10 protein-coding genes are annotated in these 11,705 nt (G+C 72.9%); 7 read left to right on the top strand and 3 right to left on the bottom strand.

The window, feature by feature from the left end:
* Positions 1–151: 151 nt before the first annotated feature.
* The gene (gene lon, locus J8M51_RS19300; RefSeq protein ID WP_086759612.1) at positions 152–2,560 is read left to right on the top strand and encodes an endopeptidase La; all 2,409 of its coding nucleotides are present in this window, start codon (positions 152–154) and stop codon (positions 2,558–2,560) included.
* Between the two features lie 255 nt (positions 2,561–2,815).
* Positions 2,816–3,316 carry a MarR family winged helix-turn-helix transcriptional regulator gene (locus J8M51_RS19305; RefSeq protein ID WP_086759614.1) on the top strand — a complete coding sequence of 167 codons (501 nt, stop codon included), beginning with the start codon at positions 2,816–2,818 and terminating at the stop codon, positions 3,314–3,316.
* Here J8M51_RS19305 and J8M51_RS19310 read toward each other — a convergent pair whose 3' ends face one another.
* Positions 3,317–4,102: a protein phosphatase 2C domain-containing protein gene (locus tag J8M51_RS19310; protein WP_086759616.1), complete on the bottom strand. Its 786-nt coding sequence runs from the start codon at positions 4,100–4,102 to the stop codon at positions 3,317–3,319.
* 405 nt (positions 4,103–4,507) lie between these two features.
* Here J8M51_RS19310 and J8M51_RS19315 point away from each other — a divergent pair, with 405 nt between their 5' ends.
* From J8M51_RS19315 to J8M51_RS19335, 5 genes are all read left to right on the top strand, one after another.
* On the top strand, positions 4,508–7,405 hold the full coding sequence (locus J8M51_RS19315; protein WP_086759619.1) for a sensor histidine kinase: 2,898 nt from the start codon (positions 4,508–4,510) through the stop codon (positions 7,403–7,405).
* Positions 7,402–7,923: a roadblock/LC7 domain-containing protein gene (locus J8M51_RS19320; protein WP_086759621.1), complete on the top strand. Its 522-nt coding sequence runs from the start codon at positions 7,402–7,404 to the stop codon at positions 7,921–7,923. Before J8M51_RS19315 ends, J8M51_RS19320 begins: the two co-directional genes overlap by 4 nt.
* Positions 7,920–8,477: a DUF742 domain-containing protein gene (locus J8M51_RS19325; RefSeq protein ID WP_398856462.1), complete on the top strand. Its 558-nt coding sequence runs from the start codon at positions 7,920–7,922 to the stop codon at positions 8,475–8,477. The genes J8M51_RS19320 and J8M51_RS19325 overlap by 4 nt, the downstream gene beginning before the upstream one ends.
* Before the next feature lie 127 nt (positions 8,478–8,604).
* Positions 8,605–9,219, top strand: a complete 615-nt coding sequence (locus tag J8M51_RS19330; RefSeq protein WP_179203285.1) for a GTP-binding protein — start codon at positions 8,605–8,607, stop codon at positions 9,217–9,219.
* Positions 9,220–9,296: 77 nt separating this feature from the next.
* Positions 9,297–10,532 carry a styrene monooxygenase/indole monooxygenase family protein gene (locus J8M51_RS19335; protein ID WP_267299335.1) on the top strand — a complete coding sequence of 412 codons (1,236 nt, stop codon included), beginning with the start codon at positions 9,297–9,299 and terminating at the stop codon, positions 10,530–10,532.
* 13 nt (positions 10,533–10,545) lie between these two features.
* Here the strand turns inward: J8M51_RS19335 and J8M51_RS19340 are convergent, their stop codons facing one another.
* Together J8M51_RS19340 and J8M51_RS19345 are read right to left on the bottom strand one after the other, a co-directional pair.
* Positions 10,546–11,280, bottom strand: a complete 735-nt coding sequence (locus J8M51_RS19340) for a coiled-coil domain-containing protein (protein WP_317852983.1) — start codon at positions 11,278–11,280, stop codon at positions 10,546–10,548.
* Between the two features lie 102 nt (positions 11,281–11,382).
* Positions 11,383–11,697 carry a hypothetical protein gene (locus J8M51_RS19345; protein WP_086763802.1) on the bottom strand — a complete coding sequence of 105 codons (315 nt, stop codon included), beginning with the start codon at positions 11,695–11,697 and terminating at the stop codon, positions 11,383–11,385.
* Between the last annotated feature and the right edge of the window lie 8 nt (positions 11,698–11,705).

The following is an 11,705-nucleotide window of genomic DNA, read 5'->3' on the forward strand; positions in this document are numbered from 1 at the left end:
AGAGTATTACTCATGGTGGAGCGGGCGGGTGTGACCGTCGGTCTCCGGGGTGCGTGATCGCCCACAGCGAACGGGCCGCCCCTCGGGGAACATTCCTCGGCTCATGTGCATTGAGTCGGCATAGCTCAACTTGACTGCCTAGGGAGAGATCATGGCATCGACGTCCGCACCGCTCACCCTGCCCGTGCTGCCGCTCGACGAGGAGGTCGTGCTGCCGGGAATGGTGGTGCCGTTGGACCTCAATGACACAGATGTACGGGCCGCGGTGGAGGCCGCGCAGGCGGCGGCCCGGGCCGAGCCCGGGAAGCCGAAGGTGCTGCTGGTGCCGCGGATCGACGGGGCGTACGTGAGCACGGGTGTGCTCGGGACCGTCGAGCAGGTCGGACGGCTGGCGGACGGCGACCCCGGCGCGCTCATCCGCGCCCTCGGGCGGGTGCGGATCGGGGCCGGGACCACCGGGCCCGGCGCCGCCCTGTGGGTCGAGGGGACGCGGGCCGACGACAGCGTGCCGGAGCCGCTGCCCGGACAGGTGGCCGAACTCGTCAAGGAGTACAAGGCACTTGCCACCAGCTGGCTGCGCAAGCGCGGCGCCTGGCAGGTCGTGGACCGGGTGCAGGCGATCGACGACGTCTCCGCGCTCGCCGACAACTCCGGGTACTCGCCCTTCCTCACCGTCGAGCAGAAGATCCAGCTCCTGGAGACCGCCGACCCGATCGCCCGGCTGAAGCTCGCCACCCAGCAGCTGCGCGACCACCTCGCCGAGCAGGACGTCGCCGAGACCATCGCCAAGGACGTCCAGGAGGGCGTCGAGAAGCAGCAGCGCGAGTTCCTGCTGCGGCGTCAGCTCGAAGCCGTCCGCAAGGAGCTGCGCGAGCTGAACGGCGAACAGGACGGCGAGGAGTCCGACGACTACCGGGCCCGCGTCGAGGCCGCCGACCTGCCGGAGACGGTCCGGGAGGCCGCCCTCAAGGAGGTCGACAAGCTGGAGCGGTCCAGCGACCAGTCCCCCGAGGGCGGCTGGATCCGGACCTGGCTCGACACCGTGCTCGAACTTCCCTGGAACGAGCGAACCGATGACACTGGCGCGTACGACATCCGGGGCGCCCAGCGGGTGCTCGACGCCGAGCACGCCGGTCTGGAGGACGTGAAGGAGCGCATCACCGAGTACCTCGCCGTGCGCAAGCGGCGCGCGGACCGGGGGCTGGGTGTCGTCGGCGGGCGGCGCGGCGGTGCCGTGCTCGCCCTCGTCGGGCCGCCCGGTGTCGGCAAGACCAGCCTCGGCGAGTCCGTGGCGCACGCGATGGGCAGGAAGTTCGTCCGGGTCGCGCTCGGCGGTGTGCGCGACGAGGCGGAGATCCGCGGGCACCGGCGTACGTACGTCGGGGCGCTCCCCGGACGGATCGTCCGCGCCATCAAGGAGGCCGGGTCCATGAACCCCGTCGTCCTGCTCGACGAGATCGACAAGGTCGGCTCCGACTTCCGGGGCGACCCGGCCGCCGCGCTGCTCGAAGTCCTCGACCCCGCGCAGAACCACACCTTCCGGGACCACTACCTGGAGGTGGAACTCGACCTGAGCGACGTCGTCTTCCTCGCCACGGCCAATGTGCTGGAGGCCATCCCCGAGGCCCTGCTCGACCGGATGGAGCTCGTCCGGCTGGACGGGTACACCGAGGACGAGAAGGTCGTCATCGCCCGGGACCATCTGCTGCCCCGTCAGCTGGAGCGGGCCGGGCTCGGCGCCGACGAGGTCGTCCTCGACGAGGGCGCGCTGCGCAAGCTGGCCGGCGAGTACACCCGCGAGGCGGGCGTGCGGAACCTGGAACGGTCCGTGGCGCGGCTGCTGCGCAAGGTCGCGGCCCAGCACGAACTGGGGCGGCGGGAGCTGCCGTTCACCGTCACCGAGGGGGAGCTGCGCGGGCTCATCGGGCGCCCGCACCACGTACCCGAGTCGGCCCAGGACCCGGCGGAGCGGCGGACGGCGGTGCCGGGTGTCGCGACCGGGCTCGCGGTCACCGGCGCGGGTGGTGACGTGCTGTACGTCGAGGCGTCGCTCGCCGACCCGGAGACGGGCGCGGCGGGGCTGACCCTCACCGGCCAGCTGGGCGACGTGATGAAGGAGTCCGCGCAGATCGCGCTCTCCTTCCTGCGCTCGCACGGCGCGGAGCTGGAGCTGCCCGTCGCCGACCTCAAGGACCGGGGTGTGCACATCCACTTCCCGGCGGGCGCGGTCCCCAAGGACGGCCCGAGCGCCGGCGTCACCATGACGACGGCCCTCGCCTCGCTGCTGTCCGGGCGGCTGGTCCGTACGGACGTGGCGATGACCGGTGAGGTCTCGCTGACCGGGCGGGTGCTGCCCATCGGCGGCGTCAAGCAGAAGCTGCTCGCGGCGCATCGGGCCGGTGTCACCACCGTCGTCATCCCCAAGCGGAACGAGGCCGACCTCGACGACGTCCCCGCGGAGGTGCTGGACAAGCTCGACGTCCACGCCGTGACGGATGTCCGGCAGGTGCTGGAGCTGGCGCTCGCGCCGGCGGAGACGGCGGTGCCGGCGGCGGCGTGACGGGGTGAGGTGGGGGGTGTCCGGGGTGCGTGCCGGGTGCGGGTGCGTGGGGCTTCTCGCGCAGTTCCCCGCGCCCCTGAAGAGCAGGGGCTGCGCCCCGTGCTTTTCAGGCCCGCAGGGGCCTGTTGCTTTCAGGGGCGCGGGGAACTGCGCGACCAGCCCCCACCGGACCCGCGGGCGCCCTGGACCCTGTCCGCCCCCCACCTGCGAAATACTGACCCGCAGGTACCCGCAACAGGAATCAGGAGCCCCCACGTGCAGGACGAAGGCGGAATCGGCGACGGCGAAGGCGGCGGTGTCGGCGCCGATCTGCCGGTGAGCGGGATGGACCAGGCGTACCTCGCGCTGGAGCGGGAGCTGACGGTCCTGTTGCGGCGGGCCCGCGCCAAGTCCGGGGAGATGGCCCGCGCCGTCCACCCCGACCTGGAGTCCGCCGCCTACGGCCTCCTCGCCCGCCTCGACGAGGCCGGCCGCCTGCGCGCCACCGAACTCGCCGCCTTCATCGGTGTCGGCAAGGCCACCATGTCCCGTCAGCTCCGCGCCCTGGAGCACCTCGGACTCATCGCCCGCGAACCCGACCCCGCCGACGGCCGCGCCTGGCTCGTCCACCTCACGGACGAGGGCCGCGCCCGTTTCCGCGCGGTCCGCGACGCCCGCCGGGGAGCGTACGTACGCCAGCTCGCCGGCTGGGACCGCGACGAGGTGGCCGAGCTGGCCCGGCTGCTGCTCCAGCTCAACCGCGGCGTGGAGAGCTGACTACCACTCGGCGAACACCGCGCTCGCGTCGTCGTGCCTCTTGGCACGGCCCAGGAACACGCGGTCCGTGTCGGTGGCTTCGAGCTCCCGCACCCGCCGCACCAGCCCCCGGGTCCCCGTCTTGCGGGTGAAGGCGAGGAGGTCGGCCCAGTCGCCCTCCCGGAACATCTCCGTCCAGCGGCTCGCGCCGTCCGTCAACGCGAGCAGTGCGCGGACCTCCTCGCGGGGGAGGGTTCCCGTCACCGCCCGCGCGGCCACGGCGGGATCCGCGGCGGCCGTCCAGAAGCCGCCCTCCTTGTTGCGCAGGACCGAGTCGACGTGCGCGGCCGTGGCCAGGGCCGCGCGGGGGAGCCGGGAGAGACGGTCGTCCAGGACGGCCGTCACCGTGTTGTCCGGCCGCTCGAACAGCAGGGCCGAGTCCGACAACACCAGGTACTCCACGGCCGTCCGGGACCAGCGGGCGACAACCACCGTGGCCTGTGGGGTTCGTGGGTGAGAAAGGTCACAGGTTTGGACGTGCGCCCCGGCGGTACGGGAAATGGCCTGTGAGAGCACGTCGGACAACGGCGAATCCCGCTCCGAAACGGACAGTTCGGTCAGGGAGCCGCCGAGGCGGGAAGTGAACCATGCGACCGAATGTCGACAGCCGTGGCCCCCGGGCGGCGGGGTCACCCCGTCGAGGACGACCAGGGCGCCGCCCTGTCCCCCCGCGGGCAGGGCCACCGCCGCGAAGTCCTCGTTGGGGTGGAAGGGGTTGCCGGGCTCCGAGACGAGTTCCGTGCGCATTCGGCCAGTCTGCACGAGCCCTCCACAAGATCAGTGAAAGGCCGACAATGGTCGCCGTACGACCCGGACCCTCCAGACAGGGCGCCGGGTTTGGCATGGAATGATCGTGAGCGGTGAAGCGCGGCGGCGAATACTGTCAAAGCGCGTCGCCGACGTCCAACCGGCCCGCAGTACGGGGCATCGGCACGAGCCGGAGGAACTTGCCCGCCAACTCCCCGGCGATGTTCACTCCTTCGGGTGGCGGGACTGTTGATGCGGGACCGTCGCCCACCGGCACTGGGAGGGTCGGGAGCCGTACCGGGGGGACGGCTGTGCACGACATACGACTAGCGACCGACGGCTTTCGACCGGTCGACGGATCGTCACCCCGGCCCATGGGTACACGAGTCAGGAATGCGAGCACCGGTGCAGAAGACGCGGCCTCGGCGCGCAGGCAAGAAGGCAGCTTCGAAGGCCTCGGCGGCCTCCTCGAACCAGCAGGGGACGGCACAGGCCGAGGCCCCCGCCGTCGGCACCGGGCGGAAGGCGCACGTACGCAACCGGCTCATCGTGGCCGTGGCCGTGGTCGCCGCCGCCATAGCGGGCGCCGGGTCACCCTCGATCCTCGCCGCCTCGGAGCAACTGCACGACACCCAGAGCCTGGTCACCCTCGCCGGGCAGACCCAGGAAGCGCTCACGCTGGCGCACGCGCTGGCGGACGAACGCGACGAGGTCACCGCGTACATCGCCGCCGGGCGGCCCAAGTCGGCCGAGCCCAGCAGGCAGCGCGGCGAACGCGTCGACACCCAGGTCAGGGAACTGAGCGCGGACACCGACACCTCCGCCGGGCTGCGCGAGGACATCGAGTCCATCGCCGGCGTCCGGGAGGCCGCGCTCTCCGGGAAGAGCACCGCGCTCGAGGCGCACACGGCGTACACCGCCGTCGTCACCGAACTCCACGCCCTGGCCGAGGAACTCGCCGCCGAACTGCCCCCGCGCGCGGGCGGCGGCGCCTACGCCCTCGCCGAACTCGACACCGCCGTCCAGCAGGCCGCCGCCGCCCGGGGCCTGCTCGTCGCCGCGCTCAGCGTCCCGACGACCACACAGACGGTCATCGACCCCACCACCGGGCTGCCCACCACCACGACCGGCGCCTCGGCCGCCGACGCCAAGCAGCGCGACGCGCTCACCGCCGTCGCGCAGCAGGCCCGGGTCCGCTCCGACGCGGCCCTCTCCCACTTCCGCGAGACCGCGCCCGCCGCCGGCCGCTCCTCGTACGACGCCACGGTCACCGGCCCCGAGGCCGACAGCGCCGAGAAGTACCTGGCGGCCCTCACCGACCAGCCCACGCTCTCCGCGAACGAGGCGGGCACCAGCGCCAAGAAGGTGGGCGCGGCGCTCTCCGCCCGTGTGGAGCTGATGCGCGGCGCCGAGTCCTCGCTCTACGACCGGCGCACCAAGGACCTCGCCCAGCTCCGCGACGAGGACGTCACCGCGCTGGAGATCCGGATCGCCGTCCTCGGCGCCCTGATGCTCCTCGCCGTCGGTGTCGCCACCGGCATGGCCCGCTCCCTCACCCGCCCGCTCGCGGTGCTGCGCATCGGCTCCGCCCGCGTGGCCGGCGACCCGGCGACCGAGGAACCGGTCAAGTTCACCGGCCGCAACGACGAGTTCGCCCAGGTCGTGCGCTCCGTCAACGCGCTCCACGCGCACGCCCTCGCGCTGCACGAGCGACTCGCGCCCCTGGAGGGCGACCGCAAGCACCTCATCGGCCAGCGCCAGACCATGGCCGACGACCGCGACCGGCTGCGCGCCGAACTCGCCGCGGCCACGGCGCATCTGACGAAGGTCCAGCACAGCGTCCACGCCACCTTCGTCAACCTGGCGCTGCGCACCCTCGGCCTCGTCGAACGGCAGCTCGCCGTCATCGAGTCCCTGGAGGAGCGCGAGCAGGACCCGGACCGGCTCGCCACCCTCTTCAAGCTCGACCACTTCGCGACCGTCATGCGCCGCCACAGTGAGAACCTCCTCGTCCTGGCCGGCCACGAGCACATCCAGCACCACGCCGGAGCCGTCCCGCTCGTGGACGTCGTCCGCGCCGCGGTCAGCGAGATCGAGCGCTACGAACGCGTCCGCATCGCCGCGCTGCCGCCGGCCGCGCACGTCGCCGGGTTCGCCGCCGACGACCTCAGCCATCTGCTGGCCGAACTGATGGAGAACGGCACCTCGTTCTCGCCGCCGGAGATGTCCGTCGAGGTCTCCGGCTGGCTGATGGAGAACGGCGAGATCACCCTCTCCGTCCAGGACGGCGGCATCGGCGTCGCCCCCGACCGCCTCGCCCGGCTCAACGCCCGCCTCACCGACTTCGACCCCGAGGCGCCCTACGAGCAGGAGGACGGCGAGGGACTCGGCCTCGGCCTGTACGTCGTCGCCCGCCTCGCCCACCGGCTCGGCACCCCGGTCCGGCTCCAGCGGCACGACTCGGGCGGCACCGCCGCGGTCGTCGTCCTGCCCAAGGCACTGCTGGCCCCCACGCCCGCCGTGCCCGTGGGCACCCCGGTCTCGCTCACGCCCGCGCTCACTCTGCCGGGCGCCGACGCCGAGGCCAACTCGAACGTCCTGCCCGGCCGTTCCGTCGCCGTCCGTGAGCCGGAAGGCGACGGCGACCCGCTCATCGAGGCGGCCGAGCGGGCACTGCTGGCGCGGGAGGCCGTGGGGACGGCCGCCGACGCCGCCGACTTCGCCGACACGGCGGAGGCCACCGGGACCGTCGTACCGGAAGACGACGGACCCGGGGCCGGATCCGGGAGCGGGACCGAGTCCGTGTCCGAGACGACGATGGAGCTCTTCGCTCCGGTGGCCCCGGGGAAGGGCGCCGACGAGGATGTCGCCGACGAGGACGAGGAGCCGTGGGCGGGCGAGGACCCGTACACGGACGAACCCGAAGCCCATGAGCGGGCCGCCGACGAGGAAGGCAACGCGGGGCGCGCGGCGGAGGCGCCGCGGGCCGGCACGGAGGGGCGACGGGGCGAGGAGACCCCGCGCCTGACCGACAAGGGCCTGCCCAAGCGCACGCCCAGGATCACCGAGCCCACGCCCATGCCCCCGAGGCCCAGGGCCGGGGGCGTGAACGCCGAGGAACTGCGCCGTAGGCTCGGCGGGTTCCACCAGGGGGCCAGCCAGGGGCGCCGCGACGTCGAGGCGGAGATCGCCGAGCAGTCGGGCGAGACACGGATGCCCCTGGAGCATCAGCACGTGGCACATGAGTACCGGACAGAGGCAGTTGACACCACGGGGGGCACTTCCGAGGAGGAAAGCAGTTGACCGCGCCCATTACCTTCGGACTGAGCAGTGAAGCCCGCAACCTGCACTGGCTCCTGACCAACCTCGTCGAGGAGGTGCCGGGGCTGCTGTCGGTCGCGGTGGTCTCCTCCGACGGCCTGCTGCTGCTCTCCTCCGACCCCGGCAGAATCGCCGAGGCCCGTCAGGTCCGGGACGAACGGCCGCAGGGCCCCCGGGGCTCCGCCGCCGACCTGGCCACCATCGTCTCCGGCATCGGCAGCCTCACCATCGGTGCCGCCAAGCTGATGGAGTTCGGCGGGGTCAAGCAGACGATGGTCGCGATGGACCACGGCAGCCTCTTCGTGATGTCGATCAGCGACGGCTCGCTGCTCGGGGTGCACGGCTCACCGGACTGCGACATGAGCGTGGTCGCGTACCACATGGCGCTCTTTGTCGGCCGCGCCGGCCATGTCCTCACCCCGGAGCTCCGCAGCGAACTGCGCAAGTCCCTGGAGGCCGAGTCGCAGAAGGAGACCGAGGCCGCCGGGAGCCGTCGATGAACGGCCCGCGGCAGCACCGGGCCCGCGCCCCCGAGCCCGGCCCGGCCAAGCGGCCCGCCGGGCCGAAGGGCACGAAGTCCGCGAAGACGGTCAAGGGCACGGGAGGCGCGAAGGGCGCGGGCGCGAAGGGCGCCAAGAAGCTCCCGGTGCGCGGCGGCGACCGCAAACTCGCCCGCGTACGCCCCTACTCGCTCACCGGCGGCCGGACCCGCTTCGGCCACGTCCTGCATGTGGAGACCTTCGTCGCCGTACTCGAAGCCCCGGCGGAGCGGCCGGAGTTGGTTGGGGGTACCGCCCACATGTTCAATAGTGGGGGAGGTTCACTCAACACCAAGGTGATGCCCGAGATGCGGGCCATCGTCGAACTCTGCCGCCGTATGCGGACGGTGGCGGAGATCGCCGCGCTGCTGAAGATGCCGCTCGGTGTGGTCCGCGTCCTCCTCAGCGATCTCGCGGACCAGGGAAAGATCCGTGTGTACGGAACAGGTCACGGACCGGGACAGCCGGACCGCGCTCTGCTGGAAAGGGTGCTGAGTGGACTCCGCCGTCTCTGACGCCGCCTCGGCCGGCGTCACCCCCGACGCCTCGGCCGGCGTCACCCCGGGCGTCAAGGACGACGCCCTCCGCGTCCATGTCGACGCGCACGCCCCGCGTCTCGACGCCGCCGCGCACGGCGCGGACGTGGACCCCGCCCCGCCCGGGGCGGAGCCCGAGGAGGAGCTGAAACCCTGGCAGGCCGATCTCAGCCGGGCCCCCATCGCCACGAAGATCGTGGTGGCGGGCGGCTTCGGCGTCGGCAAGACCACGTTCGTCGGCGCGGTCTCCGAGATCACCCCGCTGCGCACCGAGGCCCTGATGACCGAGGCCAGCGCCGGCACCGACGACCTGTCGGCGACCCCGGACAAGCTGACCACCACCGTGGCCATGGACTACGGCCGCATCACCCTCGACGACGACCTCGTCCTCTACCTGTTCGGCACGCCCGGCCAGGAGCGGTTCTGGTTCATGTGGGACGACATGGTGCGCGGTGCGATAGGCGCGGTCGTCCTCGCCGACACCCGCCGCCTCGGCGACTGCTTCCCCGCGCTCGACTACTTCGAGAGCTGCGGACTGCCGTACATCGTCGCGGTCAACGCCTTCGACGGCAGTGTGCGGTACGACCCGGACGACGTCCGGGACGCGCTGACCGTGCCCGCACATGTACCTGTCATGATCATGGACGCACGCAAGCGGGCCTCCGCGATGGAGACCCTGCTGGCCCTCTGCGGCCACGCGATATCCCTCAGCCCCGAGTAGTCCCTCCTCCGGTCCCTCCCAGCGGGACGGAGGAAGGTGACACGGGACGCCACGGACGAACCAGGAGACCTGTCCGGATGCGGAAGATTCTCGTCGTCGGAGCCGGCCAGTCCGGGCTGCACCTGGCCCTCGGCCTCCAGTCGCACGGGTACGAGGTCACCCTGATGTCCAATCGGACCCCGGACGAGATACGCGCCGGCCGGATCATGTCCACCCAGTGCATGTTCGACTCGGCGCTGCGCCACGAGCGCGACCTCGACCTGAACTTCTGGGAGTCCCAGGCCCCGAGGATCGAGGGCGTCGGCGTCTCCGTCGCCGGGCCCGACGGCGGGCGCGCCGTCGACTGGGTCGGCCGGCTGCGCGGCTATGCCCAGGCCGTGGACCAGCGGGTGAAGATGGCCGGCTGGCTGGAGACCTTCGCCCGGCGCGGCGGCCAGCTGGTCGTCCACGGCGCCGCGGTCTCCGACCTCGACTGGTTCTCCCGCGTCTACGATCTCGTGCTCGTCACCGCGGGCAAGGGCGAACTGGTGCGGATGTTCCCCCGGGACGCCGCCCGCTCACCCCACACCGAACCGCAGCGCGCCCTCGCCGCCGTCTACGTCCACGGGCTGGGCCCGCGCCCCGAGCACCCGGAGTTCGACGCGGCCCGCTGCAACCTGGTGCCCGGCCTCGGCGAACTCATCGTCCAGCCGGTCCTGACCACCTCCGGCCGCGCGGACGCGCTCTTCTGGCTGGGCCTGCCCGGCGGACCGCTCGACGCGTTCGACGGCGTCCGGGGCGCCGACGAGCAGCTCGCGCTGACCCTGGACCTCATGAGGCGGTACGTCCCCTGGGAGTACGCGCGCACCGCGGGCGTCGAGGTGACGGACCCGGGGGCGGCGCTGACCGGCCGCTACACGCCGGTCGTGCGCGACCCCGTCGGCCGGCTGCCCGGCGGCGGGCCGGTGCTGGGCGCCGGGGACGTCGTCGTGGCCAACGACCCGCTCACCGGGCAGGGATCGAACTCCGCGACCAAGTGCGCGGCCGTCTATCTCGCCGCGATCCTCGACCACGGGGACGCGGAGTTCGACGAGGCGTGGATGCGGCGGACGTTCGAACGGTTCTGGCGGATCGCGGGGCCGGTCACCAAGTGGACCAACACGATGCTGGCTCCGCCGGCCGGGCATGTGCTGGAGCTGGTCGGGGCGGCGGAGGGGCTGCCGGTGGTGGCGGATCGTTTTGCCAATGGGTTCGACGATCCGGCGGACTTCGAGAGTTATTTCTATGAGGCGGAGAAGACGCGGGCGTATCTCGCGGAGGTTGCGGGGGGTTGAGGGCGGGGCGCGCCTATCGGGGTGGGGGTGCGGGTTCTTCGGCGGGTGCGGGTGCGTGGGGCTTCTCGCGCAGTTCCCCGCGCCCCTGAGCAGCCGGGGGCTTCGGGAGGCCGGGGTCGGGAGTCTCCTCGGCCTTCCGCACGGCGGTCAGCTGGTCCGGGGTCAGGGCGGCGAGGAGTTCCTCGATCTCGTCCAGGCGGTCGGAGGCGGTGTCGTGGTGGCGCCTGTGCTGTTCGGCGAGGGTGAGCTGGCGGTCCAGGGCGGCGCGGGCCCGGCGGGCGAGGGTGTCGGTGTCGTGTGCGCTGCCGGTCAGGCGCTCGATCGTCTCGGCGCGTTCCTGGGCGACCTGCCCGATCACATGCCCCTGCTCCAGCGCCCGGTGCGGGTCACGGGCCATCAGCAGCCGGACGTACGGGGAGAGCGCGATGCTGCTGCTCTGGTACTGCTGCCGGGCCAGACGGCCGGCCGCGCCCCGGCTGTCGTGCAGGGAGAGCCGGGCCGCCGCGAGGCGCTGGTCGAGCCGGGTCACCTCGGCCCGCTGCCTCGTGAGCGCGTCGCCGGTCGCGGTGTACGCCTCCTCGGCCTCCTCGGCCTCGCGGTACAGCCGCCGGAGGTCGCCGAGGAGACCGGCCACCGAGCGGGCGCCCGGATCCGGTGCGGCCAGGGCGGAGGGCGTGCCGATGAGGGCGCCGGCCGTGAGGGCCGTGACCGTCGCCGTACCGACCAGGCGCAGAAGCCTTCCTGACACGTCATCACCTCCGGTGCGGAGATGGGCCGTCCACCTCGCACCGGCAGATTGGGGGGCGTGCGGGGCGGGCGCGCGCCGGGTGGACCGTTCGGCGCCGGAGTGTCACTCGTCGGTGGGGCGCGGGCCCTCGGGCGGCGTGGCGGATCGCCCGCGTGGGGCGCCGGGCCTGGACCACGGCCACTTCGGGCGGCGGCTCGGGTCCGCGTCCGGGGCGTACTCGTACTTCCACAACTGGTGCAGCAGACCGCCCCGGCCGGCGTCGACCCGGCGGTAGACGAGGACGGCCGGGGGGCCGCCGGCCGCGTCGGGCACCGGGACCCGGTACGTCTTCGGGGGGTGCCCGGTGATGCCGAGCAGCACGGGCAGGACGCGCCCGTCGAGGGGGCCACCCACGAAGGGGGTGTCTTGGCTCTTCACCGGACCAG

It is taken from the genome of Streptomyces griseiscabiei (genome assembly GCF_020010925.1).
GTDB lineage: Bacteria > Actinomycetota > Actinomycetes > Streptomycetales > Streptomycetaceae > Streptomyces > Streptomyces griseiscabiei.

Bases quoted from the DNA above. Each gene is read 5' to 3' on its own strand.
- lon (WP_086759612.1), top strand. From the start codon at position 152: ATGGCATCGACGTCCGCACCGCTCACCCTGCCCGTGCTGCCGCTCGAC.
- J8M51_RS19310 (WP_086759616.1), bottom strand. From the start codon at position 4,102: ATGCGCACGGAACTCGTCTCGGAGCCCGGCAACCCCTTCCACCCCAAC.
- J8M51_RS19325 (WP_398856462.1), top strand. From the start codon at position 7,920: ATGAACGGCCCGCGGCAGCACCGGGCCCGCGCCCCCGAGCCCGGCCCG.
- J8M51_RS19335 (WP_267299335.1), top strand. From the start codon at position 9,297: ATGCGGAAGATTCTCGTCGTCGGAGCCGGCCAGTCCGGGCTGCACCTG.